The sequence below is a fragment of the Nocardia sp. alder85J genome, assembly GCF_020176955.2.
In the GTDB taxonomy this organism is placed as follows: Bacteria; Actinomycetota; Actinomycetes; order Mycobacteriales; family Mycobacteriaceae; genus Nocardia.
The window spans coordinates 280136-299726 of the sequence record NZ_JAIUCZ020000002.1; the positions used below are offsets into that span (position 1 = coordinate 280136).

The 19591-nt window shown below is 71.4% G+C and carries 1 protein-coding gene; it reads left to right on the forward strand.

Annotation, left to right across the window (positions count from 1 at the left end; translation table 11 throughout):
* The first annotated feature begins 172 nt into the window (after window positions 1–172).
* Window positions 173–19492: a 4'-phosphopantetheinyl transferase superfamily protein gene (locus tag LBW94_RS07605; RefSeq protein WP_225055144.1), complete on the forward strand. Its 19320-nt coding sequence runs from the start codon at window positions 173–175 to the stop codon at window positions 19490–19492.
* The last annotated feature ends 99 nt before the right edge of the window (window positions 19493–19591 follow it).

The window sequence follows — 19591 nt, forward strand, 5'->3', positions numbered from 1 at the left end:
CTTTTTCGCGCCGCGATTCACCACCGGTGGGAAATCGCGCGGCCGCGGCTCGGCGCACAATTGCCGGAAGCGTGCACTGTCCGCTACATCCGAGCCGGGTCCTCAGTGGTATGCGGGTGACCGGCGGCGAGGAGAGTCAGGTGGCTGGGCGTAATCGTGACCGGATGGTCTGATGGGACTGCCGTCCGACTTCCCGATGGATCTGGCCGAGCTGGTCTTGGGCCCGCGGCCGAACGGGCATGCGGATGCACTGTGGCGGGTCGGCGAATCCTGGTCGAGTCAGAGCGAATCGCTGAAAGCGCAGGCCGACGAACTGCTGGTGACGGCAGCGGCGATCCAGCAGGCCGGAAGCTCCAGCACCATCGACGGAATTGTCTCCGCGACAAAGCAATACGCCGAGTCGGTGCGCGAGGCGGCGGCGTACGCCGACAGTCTGGCCGAGCAGTGTTTCGAGGGTTCCAACAGTATCGGTCTGGGGCAGCTGACCTGGGAGGGGATGGCGGTCGTCATCGTCACCCAGTTGGCGGTCGATGCGGCGTTGCTGAACGCCGGTGTGGTCAAGGCGGCCGCGGATCGGGCGGTCGCGCGGGCGGGATGGCGGCGGTTCCTGGTGCAACTGCTGGATCGGATGGCCGGTAGCGGTCTGACCTACGAGGCCACCCGGGCGGGAATGCTGATGCGGGCCACGCTGTTCGGCGGCCTGTCGATGGGTGCGGTGCAACTGGGTGCGCAGGAGTTGCAGAAGTGGGAGGGCCACCGCGATCACCTCGACCTGAAGTCGATCGGGATGGGGATGCTCAGCGGTGCGGTGGGCGGCCTGGCGGGCGGGTTGGCGGCGACGCTGGCCGGGCCGACGCTGATGCGGATGATCGCGGAGCGGATCGAGCGCCCGGTGGTCGCGACCGTGCTGTCGACGCTGGTGGTCGCCGCTCTCGGCGGCGTCGCGGGCGCCGCGGGCATGGCGGGCCTCGAAGTGGCCACCGGACAGCTGCATTCGCTGTGGAGCAGGGACGGGCTGAGCCTGCTGATGACCGGCTTCTTCGGCGGCATGCTCGGCGGCTCGATGCACGCCCTGCACGCCGGGATGAAGGGTCCGGAACTTCCGGCGGACGGTCGGGCCGCCACCGTGCGAATCCCCGACGAGCCGACGGCGGAAAGCCCCGCCGGCGTGCGGATCCCCGGCGAAGCGCCGACGGCCGCCGCGGAACGGCCGGTCGACGAGAATTTCCTGGTCCCCGTGGCGGAGCGCGGGAATCGTTCCGCGGCAGACGATTCGGCGCCGGTGACCGAAGCGGAGACGGTGGCCGCACCGCCGGATCGAGCAGGCGACGCGGAGACCACGGCCCGGTCCGGCCCGGACGGCCGGACATCCGGGAACCGGGGTGAGGCGGAAACGGCGGAGCTCACGGGCCGCGATGCCGGGACACGCGAGGGGCAGGCCGGAGCGACGACCGAATCCGTGCCGGAGCACATCCCGGAGGCCGCGGACGGCATCCCCACGATCGCCGCGCCGTACCGGCAGCCGGTCGACATCGGCGGCGACGTGATCGGCGCGCGGCCGGAAGCGGTCCAGCCCGCCGCGGCGCCGGTCGGCGGCGATCGCACGGCGCCCGTCGGCGGTGCGGAGACGGGCCGCGCCCCCGCGGCGACGCGGGCCGACGGATCCGAGGGGCAACCGGTTCCTCGGGGCGGTCGTGCGGACACCGGTCCGGCCCCCCGGGGCGTGCGGCCGGACGGGGACGCACCGCCACCCGGCGTGACCGACGAGGGCCGGGCCGGCGTCGAGGGGACCGATACCACTCGGCCGGGCCGGGATTCGCCCCGGCGCGCGGAGCAGCCGGCCGCGGGTCCGCCGGTCGAGTCGGCAGGGGAGCGCCCCGGCGCCCGCGGCGACACGACGGTGCAGGAGCAGGGGCCGTCGGCCGGAGACCAGGTGACGGCGACCCGGGTGGACGAGCCGGGCGACCGCGCCGTCGACGAGCCCGGCCCGGAGGGTGCGGCCCCCGGCGTCGCGACCGGCGTGCTCGGCACACCCACCGATCAGCCCGGATCGCTGGAGGCGCACTACCGCACCCAGGCCGAGGAGATACTGACCGAGTACGGGGCGCGGGACTGGACCCAGGTGTCCGACCGGCAGCTGTCGGACATGATGCTGCACGGTGACGACCGGGAAGCGATGCTGGCCGTGCTGGAGGCCATCAGCCGCAAGGACCAGAAGACCCTGCGGTGGACGCAGGTGATGGCGACGCTGGCGATGGTGGACGGGCATCCGATCGACATGCGGGCCGGCGAGGGTAAATCGCTGGTGTTCCTGGCGTCCGCCGCGCTCATCTCGCGGCGCACCGGATTCGTCCAGCTGTACACGACCCTGGATTCGCTGGCCGGTCGTGACTTCCAGCATTTCGTCAAGGTGCTGGGCGACTACGGTTACGACATCTCCCGCATCCAGAGCGATGGGCCGAATGTCGAACCGCGAGAAGGACATCCGGGTATCGCCGTCGGCCTGCTGGAGGAGTCGGCCTTCGCCGACATGAAGGGCTTCCAGGTCTCCGGTGAGCATGCCCTGTACGACGAGATGGATGCCGCGCTGGTGCACAGCCGGTCGACGTTCATCATCTCCCGGGGCGTCGCCGAAAATGCCGATGCCGCAACGGCACACGAGGTGCGGACGGCGCACACGGTGCTGGAGCGACTGCTCGGGAACGACGCGAACGGGGTGAAGGACGAGCGCCTCACACCGGTGCTGACCGAGGCCGATTTCGGGCGGCTGCCGGGACAGGTGGGCGGCCCGGCCCCGCTGACCGACCGGGTCGTGGCCAAGGTCGAGGAGTATCTCGGTGTCGAGATGACTCCGGCCGAGCGGCATCGGCTCGAGATGGCCGCCGCCGCGAAATGGGAATACCTGAAGGGCGACCACTACCTGGACTTCGACCACCCGGACCGCGGCCACATGGTGGTGATCCTCAACGAGGCCGGCAAGCCGATGATCGACGTCGAGAAATCCACCGAGAGCAGGTGGAACAACGGCTTGGCGCAGGCGATCGAGGCCAAGGAGGGGATGCAGATCCGCGCCGACGCCGATTCCTCGGACAGTCGCACGGTGCGGCAGATGACGGACGGGTTGGTGTCCAAGGTCGGCGCGTCCGGTACCAACAAGGATGTCGCGCCGGTGCTCGAGGGCACGTTCGGCACGGAGAAGGTGGTCGAGATCCCCGCCTTCGTGGCATCCAAGCTGCGGGAGGGGGTGCCGTGGGCGTTCGAGACGCATGCGGAGAAGGTGGCGACGGTCGCCTCCGACATCGAGATGATCCGCGAGAGCCAGCGGCCGATCGTCGCAATCTGCCCCCGCAACAGTGATGTCGCGGTCTACAAGGCCGAGATGGACGCTCGCGGTATCGAGGCCGACGCCGTCGACGGCGCCTGGTTCCTGGAGCATCACGCCACCTGGGAAGCCGATTTGCAGGCGATCTTCGACCAGGCGGGTGCCCGGGGGAAGGTGCTGATCATCAACCTGCAAGGCGCGCGCGGCGTGGATATTCCGGTGTCGCCGGAGGTGAACGAGATCGGTGGCCTGCATGTGATGATCACCCACTGGTCGGCCGATGATCCGGTGCTGGCCCGGACGAATCTGATCCAGGCGGCCTACCGCACCGCACGCAGCGGCGGGGAGGGCAGCGTGCAGGTCTACATGGCCAGGGACGACATCGTCCTGTCCCCCGATCCCAATGTCCAGATCGCGGTGATCCGGTATGCCGATGCGGCAACCGAATACGAGGTCACCCCGACCCGCGAAGCGCGACATGCCCTGGAGGAGGCCGAACTCGGCCTGCGGCAGCTGGTGCCGAAGGTCAATCCCGATGTGGTGCTGCCACTTCCGTCCTTCCTCGGCGAGGGAGCGGGGCAGCCGGACGCGGGCCCCGGCGCCGTGCCCGAACGGCTCGCGCGCACCTCGCCGCCGGTGGCGAATCCCGCGCCCGGATCGACCCCGATCGCTGCCGGCAACCCGGCGACACCGGAAGCCACCGCACCGCAGGGTGTTCCGCCGGTGAACGGGCAGTCCGGAAGCGCCGCCCCGGGCACCGGTACGCCGGCCGGTTCCGACGACACGGCCCCCGGCGCCGCGAACGGCCGTGCCGGATCGGCGAACGTTGCCCCCGGGGCTGCGGAAGGTCGTGCGGGGCCTGGGAGCACCGCCGTCAATGGCGCGGAAGGTCGCGCCGGGTCCGGGAGTACGGCTGCCGGTGGTGCGGAAGGTCTTGCGGGGCCGAGGAGTACGACCACCGGTGGCGCGGAAACGTCCGATCAGCCGGTGACCACGGCCCCGGCGTCGGGCGGGAACAGTGGCCCGGCCGCCGCCGGAACGGATCAGGGCACGCCGCGCGATGCGTCGGACAGCGTGCAGGCCCGGACCGCTGCCGCGTCGGCGGATCCCGGGCAGCCCGCCGACACCCGCAGGGCCGCGGGTTCGACACTCGGCGCCGGGCCCGGGGCAGCCGCACAGGACGGTCGACAGGAGGCGGTACTGCCGGGATCGGAGCGAGAGGACTCGCCCGGCCGCCCGGCGCCCGGCCCCGCCACGCCGGAGCAGCAGCCGGCCACCACCGAACCGGGCCGGTCGGACCCGGATCGTCCGGGAGCGAACACCACCGCGGGCACGAACTCCCCGACCGCCCTCGCCGGAGCGGCGACCGCGCCGACCGGTCCGGCGGCCGCCACCCTCACTGCGGCGGAGCTACAGATCCTGAACGCGTTGCGGGCCCCCACCCAGGACACCGAACTCGCCACCCAGCTGTCGGTGACGGTCGCCGAACTGCACCTCATGATCGAATCGCTGGCCGGGCGACTCGGCAGCCGCTCGACGCGACCCGCGCTCGCCGCCGCCGCGGTGCGCCACGGCCTGCTGCCCGTCGCGATCACCGAGTCCAGGCGCCGGACCGCCCACGACCTGTCCACCACGGAACTCGCCGTCCTGGCCATGTTCGCCGCCGGTGCCACCGGCCGGGAGGTGGCCGGGCTGCTGGGCGCCTCGCCCGGCGTGGTACAGGCACACCTCGCCGAGATCCAGCGGAGGCTGGGCACCGGGCACATGGTGCATTCGGTGATGGTCGCCGCCGCCACGGGCCTGTTCGACGAGTTGTTCGCCGCCGACCCGTCCGGTTCCGTCACAGCGCCGGACGGCGACACGTCTCCGGCCGCCCCCGCCACGGTGCCGAGGGGATGGCGGGTATTCGAGCCCCGGTCGCCGGAGCTGCGGCAGGCCGTCATGGTGTTGCAGGCAGTACGCCGGATGTCGACGGGATCGGCGATGTCCGAATCGGAACGGGTCGCCACCGCCCTGGCGATCGGTGCGGTGGCCACCGACCGGGGCGGGGAGCAGGTCGGCCCGGGCTGGGTGTTCGTCGGCGGCGAGCGGCCCCGGCTGGAGATCTACCGGTCGGCCGGCGCCGTGGAACCCTCCTTGGACGACTTTCGACGGCTGTACGACCGCGGGTTCGATGTCGTGCTGCGCCGGGTCCGCATCGATGCCGCGGGCCGGGTGCTCGTGGCCGACGAACCGGTCGTCGATCAGCGGCGGCGGATGTTGCTCGAGGACCTGGATCATGCCCGGGAGATGCTCGAATCGACACCCTCGATGTGGTGGCCCGGCGCGGAACAGGACGGCTGGGCGCTCGCGGCGGACGTGTCGGCGGCCGACGATTCGCCACGTGTGGTGTGGGTGGCCGCTGTCGAGCGAGCGGCCTCGGAGTTGCTGGCCGAGGCCCGCGCCGTATCAGAGGAACTGACCGGGTCGCCGTCGTGGACTGTCGACGAGGAGAACCGGTGCCGGCAACTGTTCACCCGGCTGTCCGCGCTGGGCACCCGCCGGGCGGTCGCCGTGCTCCAGGCGACGGCGGCCCTGGCCCGGAAATCCGTTCCCCCGTCAACGGATTCGTGGCCACTCGAGGTCACCGACGATGTGCTGGCGCTGACCGTACCGCTGGGCCGGCCGTGGTCGCTGCTGTCGGACGAGGAGCTGACGAAGCTGGGTTCGCTGGGCATCCGTGCGGTCGAATTCACCGGGACCTATGTGAACGCCGAGGGCACGACGCGGACCGTCACCTGGACGAAGCACACTCCCACACCCCCGGTCGACCGGCCGCCGGACATCGGAGAGATCCGGAAGACGGTGGACGACGCGCTGCGGCGGACTGTCGGCGACCTGCACGATGCCGGAACCGGTGCGGCCCTGGCCGAGCCGGACGCGCGACGCCTGTGGCTGTCCGCGGGACGGCGGGCCGCCGTCGGCGAGGAGTTGCTGTCCACGGTCGCCGGTGACATCTTCGCCCAGGAAGCGGCCCTCAACGAGTGGTTGTGGCGGGAGATCGGGGCGTTCGACGTCCCGTCGGCCGAACGCCTCGCCGCCGGGCTACAGGCCGAGTTGGCCGCCACCGACCTGGCCCAGCTGGAGGCATGGGATACCTTCCAGCGCAGCAAATTACGTGAGTTCCTCGCCGGGCGGGCGCTCGCCGGCCTCGCGCTCACCGCAGTGGCGGCAGCCGCCGCCGCGCGCGCGGGCGTCCCGACCGAGATCGAGCCCGGACTGTGGCAGGTCCTCGCCGATTCGGGCATGCCGCGGTGGGAGGTGTACACCTCCGGCGATCCGGCGGATCTGCCCGGGGGCCTCGGCGCGGAGCGGACCGAGCGGGGCGTACCGATCCTCCGGTACCGGGTGGCCACCGAACCGGCCGGCGAGGTCGTGTTCGCCGGGGATGAGGCCGGCGCCGACGAGCTCGACCGGGTGCACACGTGGCAGGAAGCCCTCTGGGCGAGCTTGTACACGGGTGTGGCAGCCGCCGAGTTCCCCCTCGATCCGGACCTGGCCGAGCCACCGTCCTCCGCCGGCGAACAGCTCTGGACCCGCGCGGCGCCGGTCACCCGGCAATCTAATGCCGCACTGGCGCAGCATATTCCGCTCGCCGAGGCGGACCTGCGGGCGGTGGCCGACCGGGTGCGGCGGCTGCGGGCCGGGCTCGTGCATCCGCGGTCGTGGACCCTCGCCGAGGAGCGGGCGGCCTGGCTGGCGTCCGCCGAACTCGAGGCCCGGCTGGCGGCCCGCGATCGGATGCGGGTGCTGGCGGCCGCCGAGGCCGCGCGGGCCGTGCGGGGGACCGTCGGCGCCGGGCACCCCCTCGTGTGGGAATCCGGCAACGCACGGGTGACCGCCGACGGCACCGCGTGGCTGGTGGTCCCGGCGGCCGATCCCGGATCGCTGCTCACCCTGCGGTCGTTGACCCGGATGGCGGCGGAGGGCATCCGGCAGGTGGTGTACCAGCGGGTGGACGTCGAACTCGACGGCTCCACCCGGATCACCGAGTGGCGCACGGATATCGCCGCGACGGCCGCGGGCGTGCCGGGCCACGAGGCGATATCGGCGGTGCAGCAGGAGCTGGACGATCGGCTGTTCGAGTTCGGAATGCACACCGCCGGTGCGACATCGGACATCGGCACGCTGACGGCCCACGCGCGCAACGCGATCCGGACCGCGGTGTGGAACCGGCTCACGACCGGCCGGGACGAATTCCCGGAACTGGCGGCAAGTCTCACCTGGCAACTGATCGAACGGGCCGACAACGCCGAGCACGCCGCCGAACTGCTCGCCGCACTGCGGGCGGAGTACACCCTGGCATGGCAATCCGTACCGGCGGAACTGCTGGCCCGGCGGTCCGCCGACGCTCCGGCGGTGGCCACCACGGAGCCCGGCTCGGCCGAGACGGTCGCCGAGTTCGGCGATGATTTCGAACTTCTTGCCGCGCAAGTGCTCTCGCCGGGACAGCGGGCCTCGCTCGGTGGCTCCGCAACCTTCCCGGGTCTGGCGGTGATCCAGGCCGTGCTCGGCGCCGAAAGCCACGTTCGGGCCGGGCCGGGCGAGGCGCCGTCGCGAGAGCGGATCATCGACACGCTGACCCGGCAACCGGCCGGATCCTTCGCACTGGTGGTGGGGTCGCATCCGGCGCGGCCCGGTGCCGGGCACGGGCGCTCCGACGTCGTGACCCGGGCGGGCGTCACCATGTACGCGGTGTGGCACGACGGTGGCGGCGCGATCCGGGTCCGCTGGTGGGAGCGCACCGGGGACCGGACCGTCGTCGTACACGAGGAGGACTTCCGCCGGGCGCACTGGCCCTGGTCCCCCGAGGCGGTGATCTGGTCCGGCGGGCCGGTCGCGGTGTCCGGAGCGGACCCCGGTGAGTCGGTGCGGGCCGCTGATCTCCCGGTGGAGGTCCGTGATCGGCGCACGGCATTGTGGGAGGCGCTGTGGCGGTCCGTCGATGCGGTCACGGCGGACACGCCACCGCACGCCGACGAACTCGCCGCGGGCGGCGAGGCCGGGCAGTGGACCGAGCCCGAGGACGTCGCCCACCTCGCCGACGAGCACAGCGCCACGGTGCTGTCCGCGCTGGGCGGGTTCCGGGCCGCGGCGGCCGCGGCGGCGGTGTGGCAGGGGCTCGCGGCCGTCACCGATCCACGGCGGTGGACCGCGCAGGCGGAACAGGAGAACGCCGACCGGCTGCGCGAACTGGAATTCCTCGCCGAGGTCGACCGGCTGGTCCGGATCCAGCTCGCCGCACACTGGGCGCGAGCCCAGCTCGCGGAGGAGGCCGGTGAGTGGCTGAACCCGCTGGCGAAACTCGACGGAAATCGGTTGCTCGTGTACGCGCCGTTCGCGGATCCGTGGCAGGTGTTCGGCCCCGCCGCGCTGGCCGAATTCCGGGCGCTGGGCGTGGAATTGGAATATCGGAGTGTCGAACTCCGGGCGGACGGCGACGTCCGCGTGGTGACCCGTACGCCGCATGCCGCCACCGCGGCGGCCGACGAGCCCGGCTCGCCGGCCGCCGCGGTCGCCTACCGGTGCCGGACGCTGCTGAACGATCTCACCGTGCTGCTGCACCTGTCCGGTATCGAAGAGGCGCCGGATATGGAGGCGCGCGGTGAGATCTCCGAGTCCGATCAGCTGTACCGTGCCGTCCGCATCCGGGAAGCGCTGCGCGACCGGCCCGGCGCGGCCGGATGGTTGCCGCAGGCACGATACGAGATGGCCCGGCGGTTGCTCCACTTCGTGGCCGGTCCACCCGAGACCGACGGCGGGGAGCGCTATCCGGAGGTCTTCGGTACCGTGGTGGCCGCCGACCGAGAGGCGCGCGCCGGTGCGCCGGCACGCGCGGGGGCCCGATCCGATCCACTCCCGAGGCCGCAGAACTACCCCGAACTACGGTGGTGGGCATCGCTGTTGGTCGAGGAGATGGGCCGGGAGGGACCCGAGCACCTGCTGCGGAACTTCCTGCGTCTCCCGGCCGCCGACCGCTGGACCGTGGTGCTGGCAGCGCCGGACGCCCTGCCGGGCGACCTGCTCCCCGCTCCCTGGGCCCATGCGCGCCACCTGCATCAGTTGGCCCGAATGATCACGGCGGGAAGTGAATTCGAGGCGTACGGCGGACCGGAAGGACTGCGGGATCTGCTCACGGAGGCCCGGACGGCGGCCGGCGCGCAGCCGTATTTCGTGCTCGCGCTGGGCGAGGAGAGTATGACGCTGGCGTTCGGTGATCCCGAAGCCGCCGCGCAGCTGCGATACCTCGACATCGGTCCGGAGGCGTCGCCCCGGGCGATGCGCGAGGCGATCCGGGCGGCGGCGGACATGTTCGCCGCCGACGGAATTCCGACGCTGGTGCCGATCGGCGCCGCCGGTCCGACCTCGGAGACACTGCACACGCAGAACGCGAAACTCCGGGCGCGGCAGGACCATTACCTCGCGAACAGCCCCACCACCTATCCGGGCGCCGAGTCCGGCCCGCGGACGACCTGGTTCCTCCGGTGGACGCCGCAGCCGGATGTCACCGGCATGGTCGATCGGACGGACACCCCATGGCCCGATCGGAACGACGCAGCGCCCCTGCGAGATACATCATTCCCGGAAGAACGGTCGTTCGGCGAGTTGCTCGCCGGCTCGCGGCCGGTCGAGTTGCTGTTGTCGGCAGCGGAACTCGGCATTCCCGACGGCTCGATCGGGCCGGTGGCGGACGGCGAACCGGATTTCGGTGATCCGGTCTCGCGGGACGAACTCGTCGAAGCGCTGGCGGCCGCCGGTCCGGACGCCTGGGTGGCGGTGTACGGACAGCACCCCGGCTCGCCGGGCCGACCGGATCTGTACGTGCTCCGCCGGTCCGGCGACCGGGTGGTGGCGCAATGGTTCGCGTGGCAGCCGGACCGCCTGCTGCCACCGCTGCGGACCGCGCACGAGGCCGAAGTCGAACCGGGACAGCGCATCCCCGGGTTGGACCCGCAGGGCCGGGTCGCCGCCGCCGGTGGCGTGGACCCGGTGGGGCAGCGGCGGTATCACCCGAATGGCGAGACGCAACGCGGCATCGACCGATGGCGGGCCGGCGAGGACGGCGCGACCGCGCTGGCTGCGGCCGCGGACCTGTTGACCGAAATCGCCGCGCCGGCACCGGTTCTGGCGGCTGTGCCCGGACAGTGGGTGGCGGTCCACGCCGCCGCGGGGCAGCGGGTCGAGGTGCTGGTGATGGCCGATGCCGAGGGTGATCCGGTCGGCCGGATCCGCGCCGCGCTGGCACCGCTGGGCCTGCCGGTGTTCGCTCGGACGGTCCGTCTCGAGCAGACGGGCCGGGTCACGCTGTCACCGCCGGAGACCGGGCAGTACGGGTTCCAGGAGCAGGCCGCGGTCCGGCGGCGACTCGAGGCCGCGGTGGGAGCCACGACCGCCACGTTGTCCGAGGCCGGATTGCCCTGGGCGATCGACGGCGAGGGCTGGACCGAGCCCGCTGTCTGTGCCGACGCCCTGCTCGAGGCATGGACCTCGCTGAACGGCGAAGAACTCTGGCCGACCGACACCGACCGGCCGTCATCGGCGCTCCCCGCCGCGGTATGGCTCGATCCCTGGGTCGTGCAACTCGATCCGGCCATGGCCGAGCTGACCCGCCTCCTCGACGAGGCCCGCCGGACGCTCGGTGCGACGAGAGCCGGTGCGCTGCCGGCCGATGCGGAGCGGGTACAGCGCCGCCTCGCCGGTCGCCTCACGATGCTCGCCGAGAAGTGGACGGATACGCGGCGGCAGATGGCGGCGACGGCGGCGCTGCGGCTGGCGACCCTGCATCGGGCCGATATGGCGGGCCTCGGCTGGGGGGTGGAACCGCTGGGCAGCTCCGCGTTCATCACCTCCGCTCCCGACGGCCGGGAACGGCGGCTGGTGGTGTACCTGCCGGTGACGGATGTCCCCCTGATCTCGGCCTCGCAATTGTGTGCCGCGGTCGCCGAATCCGCCGTCACCGGGGTCGACGTCCGGTGGATCGGCCCGGACGGTGAGGCGAACTGGACCGTCTACGAGCGGAAGTGGGACTCGCCGTCGGCGCGGCCCGGAGACTTCGTGCGGGACGACGATCGGGCCCGGATCCGACTGGAGTTGCAGGACCTCGAGATATTCGGGTCGCGATACCGGGTCGCACCGGCCCCGCCCCTGGCGGCCGGAACCGAATTCGGCGGCTTCGATACATTCCGGGCCCTGGGGCCGGAATCGATGACCGATCCGGAAACGCTTCGTCTCCAGTATCGGAAGGCGCTGCGCGAATATCTGTCCGGTTCGGCGACCGGGCCGGACGCGCGCCTCGGGATCGTCCGGCGGGCCTGGGAACTGTTCGAGTTGACCGGTCCCGAGTCCCAGGAGATGTTCGAGCAACTGGCGGCCGAAATCGTCCTGGGTGACGGCGCGCTCAGCGATCGGATACAGGACGCGGCGGTGCCGGAGCCGGCCGGGGTGCGCGAGGCCCTGGCCGCGGTGTTCCCGCCCGCGCCGGCCGTGACCCCGTCACCGGTGCCGGGCTGGCATCCGGTGCGGCGGCCACCGGGCGGTCCGGCGGCGGAACTGCGGGCCGTCGCGACGGCGATGGCCCTGGGGCTGCGGACCGGAGCCGCGCCGGCATTCGACTATCTCCTGCTCGGCCCCGAGATGCGTGCGATGCTGGTCGCCGGTGCGCCCGAACAGGTTCCGGTAGCGAACCTGCCGACGTTCTGGCGGCACGCGCACCTGGCCGCGGTGGCCGATCTCGATGCGCTGCCCGAAATCGGCGGTATCGGGTCGGTGCTCGGGTATCTGGAAGCACTCGACGGTCATCACCGACCGGTGTGGCAGGTCAGTGGACGGCGTCCCGCCTCCCTCTACGACATCGAGAACGGTCTGTGGATCGCCGTCGGTGATCCCGAGCGCACGCCGATTCGGAACGTCGTCGCCGTCCGCCTGCGTGACGGTGATCCGGAGCAGCGGCGGGCGGCGCTGGACCAGGCCGTCCGATCCGCGTTGCGGGACCGCGACGCCGCCACCATGGTGTGGCTCGTTCCCGATGTTCCCGACGAGCAGGCCCGAGCGATGCTCATCCGGGTGATGCGGTCGCTGGTCTGGCGTCGCCTGTGCTACTCCTTCGCCGGCGCCCCCGACCTGCCCGGGGACCCGGAGCTGCGGTTACACGGTCTGGACGGGATCTTCGAGGAGGGTGAGACCTACCAGAAGCCGAGACTCGACGTCGGCCTCTGGTCCAGCATGCCGGATCGGCTGGCGGACGTACCTCCCGGCACGTTGCTCGGTCTGCGCACGCCGTCCGACTTCCGGTTGATCGCCGCACAGCTGGTCAGTGCGGGCCGGCCCGGAGTCGACGGGGGCGAGGATGTCCACGACACGCGGAAAGGTCCGCCGGCGGCGGCGCAGGCGGCCGAACTGCTCGGCCATCCCGCGGCGGGCTCGGACACGCCCTTCGGGATCTACCCGGCTACCCCGGCCGACGGTCCGTGGACGACCGCGCGCGACCGCATCGCCCGGCGGCTGAACTCCGCGGGACCGGGCGCGTTCGCGGTGGTCTTCGGCCGGCACCCCGGCCGTGGCGACGACACTCCGGGGGCCTGGCTGATGTGGGTCACCGCCGGCGGCGAGATCCGGCATCGCTGGTGGACCCATCTACAGACCACTCCACACGAGCTGCCGTCCGTGGTGCCCGTCGACACCGGTCACCGGCCCGGTGTGGATCCCGAATGGCCCGATGAGGACTTGCAGGCGGTGGTCTTCGACCAGGGATTGCCCCCGGGGCAGTTGGAGACCTCCGAGCCCGTGCAGCTGGGGGAGCTGGCGCGGTCGCTGAACGCCGCCGCCGAATCCGCGACGATCCGGCCGACGGTCCTGCGGCACTGGGACGATGTCGCCTGCGCCGTGATCGCCGGATCGCAACTCCGGGAATTCCAAGCGGCACTGGGCAACACCTGGGACCGGGAGCTGCCGGTGCTGGATCCCGGTGAGCGGGAGGTCGACCCGGTGGCGTGGTCGTATCTGCTCGGCGGGCACGGCGTCGATCTACCCGGCGGCACGGCCGGGCATCGGCAGGTACAGCGGTTCCTGTTCGGGCTCGGCGAGGACGAGACCGGTCCGGCGAGCGCCGAGCAACGGGCGGCGCACCACGGCCGGGCGGTGGTCATGATGGACCGGGAGAGCACCTCGTCGGCGCACACCTATCTGGTCGTCAACTGGCACGGTGAGCTGTTCGTCGTCGACCCCGGCCGGTACCCGCGACCCTTCCGTTTCGACCCCGCGCGGGCGGGCGCGGTCGAGGCTCTGCGGGTGGTCCGGTTCGAGCGGGACGGCACGCCGATGGAGCCGATCGTCACCGACCTGGGCGGTGAATGGCTGCACTTCGACGCCGACGACTACTGGGAATCGCTGCCGACCGAACGACCGGATGACGCTGTCTCGCACAAGGATCGGATGCCAGCGGTCTCCGGACCCGCGACACCGGACGGCTCGACCGGGCCGACGGCGGCCGGCGAGGACGGACAGCCGGGCGACGAGGGTGACGAAAGTTCCACGCCGACTTCGGGATCCACGACCGGACCGGCCGCCGCCGCCGATGTCTCCGCTCTCCGCACCCAGGTCACCGCGCTGGCGGCCCGGTTGTACGCCTTGCTCCCCGAGGCGTCCGGCGACCTCCGTGATCGGCCGATCGAGCAGTGGCAGCCGCACCTGCGCGCCGCCGAGGTGGCGTTGCCGCTGGTCCACGCCGCCGCCCGCGCGGGCGCCGACGTGCACGACCCGGCGTTCGTGGAGCAGGTGGCGGCGCGGATCCACCACCACGAATTGCAGGCCACCTGGCGCGATGTGCCGCCGGAGCAATGGCTGCCCTTCGGCGATCCCGGTGTCCCCGAGGGCCGGCGCGAGCACCACCGGGCCGCCGCGCGGGCCGTGGCCGAGTTCGTCACCGCCGCCCGATTACACGAATTCGATTGGGGTACAGGCTCTGAGGAATCCAGCGCGGCGGATCCGTTCGCGCAACTCGATACTCTCGACGGGATCGCCGCGGAACTCGTCCGGCGCCACGGTGTCCGGGTGGTGGGCTTCGACACGCCCGATCTGTTGCTCGAATCCGTGCGTGAATTCGCCCGTACCATCGACGATCTGCTGACCCGGTTCCCGTTCGTGGAGCTCGATACGGTCGGTTTCGGACGCGTGCCGGGCGGGCAGATGTTGGCCGGGCACGACACCGGTGTCGACGCCGACGGGATACCACGGGCGCGTTCGCTGATCGTGCGGTCCGCGTTCGCCACCGCTGCGAGCATCATGACCTCCGCCTGGACAGGGATGGTGAACACGGGCCGGGCAGTGGGCGCGGTGGAGCAACCGATCGCCGGGCTGATCCGCCGGGAGTTCGGCTTCGTACTGGCGGAGATGGGCGCGAATCGGGTCAAGGCCGCCGGATTGGCGCTGAGTACGTACTACCAATCCGAGGATCCGGGTGCACGGCCGTCCGAGATATCCGACTGGCGGCAGCGGCAATTCCGGACCTACGGCTACCGTGCGGGCGAGTTCGATCCGGTCACGGCCGCGGCCGGTGCCTTCGCGGCCGTCGAACACCGCCGGGCCGCGGGTGAGGACGATCCGGTCGTCCTCACCGATGGTGAGACGGTGCTGCACCGGCTGTTGATCGACTCCGCGATCGAGCAGGCCGAGCATCGTGCGACCACCCGCCGGTTGGCGGCGGAATATCGTCCGGTCGGCCCGGCGGAACAACGCGCCAAACTGGAGTTGATCGAACGGCTCGCGCGCGAGCACGGTCTGCGTCTGATCGGTTTCGAGAATCCCGGTGTCGCCCTGGCGACCGTTGCCGAAATCGGTGACGCGGTCGTCCGGATGCGGGAACTGTTCCCGATGCTCGAAGTCCCCGAGATCCGGCTGGAGCGGCGGTTTTCGGACGATCGGCCCGGTGACGCCGGGGGCGATATCTATCACCTCGCGTACGAATCCGAGTCCGAGATCGTGTACAACGAGCGATTCCTGACCGCACCGCAATACCTGCGGACGCTGTTGGCGGAACAGGTCGGCTCGGGCTTCTCCCGAGGTGACCCGGACCGGCCGTATTTCTCGCTCACGGTGCACGAGTTGACCCACCGCCTGCGCCGCCTGCTCTGGCGAGCACAGGGTGATCCCACGCAACCGATGTCCGACAGCTACCAGGTGCTGCGGCGCCATTTCGACGGCCGCGAAGCGGAATTCCGGGCTTGGCTCGCCGAGCAGTTCGCGAGGTACGGCTACTTCGACAACGGTGCGCTCACCAGTGACGAGGCCGACGCGGAAACCGTGCTGGCGGCGGTGATCGGCAGGCCCCTCACCGAGGGCGAGCAGGTCGTCTTCGACCACATCGGGCAGCGGGCGGCCGCCGTCCTCGTGGCGGCCGCCGGCCCGAGCTGGGCGGACATCCTGCGCAGATTCCGGGCCGAACAGGACCGGCCGCGGCCCCGCCGCCGGCTGTCCGGCGATTCGCTGCCCGACGTTCTCCGCGATGTCGGCGCAACCGCCGCGGAACCCCTCGATACCGTCCGCATGCTGCGCGCGCTGGCGCAGTGCTGGCGGTTCCAGGCTGTGCGGCCGACAGCGGGCTGGCGCACCGACCGCACCCTGCTGTTCCGCGGTGACCCCGACCGGGAAGAGATGATTCGGCGCGAAGGTTTCCGGTCGCGACCGGATTCGGTCACCCAACCGGACCAGGTGAGCGCATCACCGGATCCCCACTGGGCGAGCGTGTTCGCGCGCAGTGCGAACGGTGACACCGTCCTCTACGTGCTGGATCTGCCCGGCGGATTCGATTCCGGCACTGACGCCACGAAGCCGGAGACGCGGCATCCGCAGGGAATCGCGTTGTCCGCCATTGCCGGTCGGCTGCGAATTCCGTGGGGCGTGTGGCCGGCCGGCGTCCCGTTCGGTGATATCGCCGATCGGCTCGGGCAGTACTGGGAGCCGTTCCCGACCTTTCGGCCCGCGGCCGCAGCGGCCGCCGAGACGGACGGTCACGGGGACTCGTCGGCATCGGCCGGTCTGCTCGGTGATATCGAATTGATCAGCATGCTGGCCGCGATCCGATCGCGCGGTGCGTTTCTCGTCGGCGACATCGTCTGCCTGCCCGAACTCACCAGTGTCGAGCAGTCCGCCGACCGGATCACGGTGGGGCTGCTGCTGACAATGGACCCGGGGGATTCGGAACGCGCGGAACTCGAGCTGATCCGCACCGCTGACCGGAGGGTCGTCCGCTGGTCGAACATCACCGCCGGAACGAATGTGAGCCGTGCCGTCGACGCTGTCCGGATATTGCAGGCGGACGCGGTCCGGCCGTGGGCGACCGGGTCCGGGTTCACCGTCGAGAGCGCCGTGCATGCGATCTCGGCCGCATTCGGGGTCCCGCTGCGGAGCACGGAACCGGGGCAACTGCTCGCACAACTGCTGCCGGAACTGCACTCCGCCGAGATCGTCGGGACCGAGCAGGCCGGGGACCTGCTGCCCGCAGAGGCCGGGTTGCTCACCGGCCGGGAGGTGGCGAAGCGCCGGCTGGAGGTGATCAACGGCCGCACCGCCGCCCGGCGGGCCATGGCCGGGCTCGGCCACGGCGACGTCCCGGTGCTGCGCGGTGACCGCAACGTGCCGCAGTGGCCCGCCGGCGTGGTCGGCAGCATCACGCACAAGGACGGCTACTACGCGGCGGCGGTCGCCGACGCGGGGCAGTGGCGCGCGGTCGGTATCGACGCCGAGGACAACGCGCCGCTGTCGGCCGGAGGCGTCACCAGGATGGCGACGCCCGCGGAGGTCGCGTGGCTCGCCGAGGTCGGCGACCGGGACGGCGTGCACTGGGACCGCATGCTGTTCTCCGCGAAGGAGGCCGTGTACAAGGCCTGGTTCCCGCTGACCGGCCGCGAGATCGGCTTCAAGGACGTCCGGGTGACCTTCGGCCCCGGGGCGGGTGAGTTCCACGCGGACATCGACGGCCACCCGGACATCGATCCGGCGTTGCGCGACCTGACGGGCCGGTACCTCGTCACCGGCGGCCGGATCCTCACCGCGATCCTGGTGCCGCAGCCCGTCTCCGGCCCCGCGGCCGATCGATCGCGTTCCGGGACAGCCGAGTCCGGCCCCGGCTCGGGGTCTGCGACGGCCCGGTCCACGCCGGCCGGGCCCACGGCCCGGCCCGGCGCCGCGCCCGCGACCACCGCTGCCGCCGCATCGTCCGCGTCGGGTCCGCAGTTCCGGACCGCCGCGGAGGCGATGCAGTCCATAGCGGCGAGACTGCGGGACGCGGTGACGGGTCACACGGCCCGCCACCCCGGTGGCTCGAGCGACCCGGGCGACGGTCCGGGAACGCCTGCGGCACAAGGTGTCTCCATCCCGGTGCAGGGTGAGTCCGTCCCGCTGTCGCGCGCCCCGAGCCGACAGCGCGGCCGCCGGTGGGAGCTCGAGATGAGCCGGTACCTCGCCCATCGGCCGGAGCTGCGGGAAACCATGGTCATGCTGCTGGAACGCCTGTGGGAGGTGCTGCACGGCCTGTTCCCGGAGGCGACGGACGAGCAGCTCCGGGCCACCTTCGACGCCAGCGAGGACACCTCGGTGGGCGGCATGGTGCTGCCCTCGGTGCCGTGGGAGGTGTTGCTGCGCGAGGGGAACCTGCGTGAATTGGCGGAGGCGTTCTACAACGCGGCGATCCGGAATGCGGAGCAGGAGGAGCCCAACAGTACGGGCTTCACTCTGGACGAGGGCATCGTCCTGCTGCTGAACGCGCAGGACTGGGATCGGGCGGCGGAGCTCGAGCTGAACGTCCCCGCGTTGACGGCGATTCTGGAGGCATTCCACGTGGAGCATCCCGGAGCCCGGATCACCCGCACGGATCTCAAGAATCACCAGTTCATCAGGGTCCGGGGCTCGGACTACGCCTATGAGGAATACCTCCGGTGGCGGAAGGCGCTCAGGCTGCGGGATCCCCGCGAGGTGCAGCGCCGCCTGCTCACCGCGGAGGATTACAACCGGGCGGGTATGCCGCTGTCGCCGCGCGAATACGAGGCGCTGGCCGGCAGCCTGAGATTGCTGAGCTTCAGGTACCTCGACCCGGCTCACGAACTTCCTTATCGCGAGGACGGCCAGGTCGACAGCAACGCGCTGGAGGACCGGTTGCGGGCGGAAGAGTTGCGGGCAACGGGCGAGACGAAATTGTTCCGGGTCGTGCCGATCTACTCTCACGACGGGAACGAGAAGCGGATCCGCGACAACGGGACCGGGCGATTCGTGGTGCGGGCCGTCCGGCTCGACTACGACGAGGGCGACATCGATCCCGAGGCCGCGCAGCATATCGATACCACCCGCTTTGCCATCCATGTGCCGTGGATACCCGGCGTGGTGCGGGAGGAGTTCGATCCGAGCAGGCCCGAATACGCCGAATATCTCCGGTTGAGCAACGAGCTGGAGATCGCCATGGCGGCCGGCGTTTCCGGCTCCATAGCGCGGATATACCTGCATGCCTGGTGGCTGATGGACGACAGCCGGTTCCCCAAGGAGAACATGATCGCCCTGCGGTTGGCCATCATGCTCTGGTGGCACCACAGCATGTACGAATTGGTGCATGGCGCCGGGCTGGCCGGGATGCCCCTGGTGGACGAATCCATACCCGTGGATCAGGGCCCGATACGCATGTACGAGGCCGTTTTCGACCGATTCGGCCCGCGCCGGGCGCCGGAGACGGCACGCCGGCTGGATCTCATCGCCGAATTCGCGCAAACCATCCGTGCGACCGGTGCCCGGGAGCTGACCGCGGCGCAGATCGGGCTGCTGTCGCAGGGATCGCCGCTCGTCGAATCCGCCGTGGACGAGTACGCGCCGGATCAGCTCGTCGCGTTCCTCGCGGGCGCCGAACCGGGGATGTGCGCCGTGGTCGTCGATCCCGCCGCGGGGGAGGGCCCGGACGTGTACTTGATGCTGCGGGACCTCGGGGACCGGGTGTTCGCGCTGTGGCGGTCCGGGGACGAGGTGCGTGAACTCGACATCAGTGCGGGGGTCTCCGACTTCGCTCCGGGCGGCGGGCGAGTGCGTGCCCGGCTGTTCGGTCCGTACGGTACGTGGTTCCCGAGCCCGGCAACCACGGATCCGGACCGAAATTAGCTGTGGCACAGGTAATTAGATTGCGACTGAGAAAATAGTCCCACCCGTGGGAATAGTCGATACTCGATTCGACGGGAAACGGGGGGAAGACGGTCGGAG

Bases quoted from the DNA above. Each gene is read 5' to 3' on its own strand.
- LBW94_RS07605 (WP_225055144.1), top strand. From the start codon at position 173: ATGGGACTGCCGTCCGACTTCCCGATGGATCTGGCCGAGCTGGTCTTG.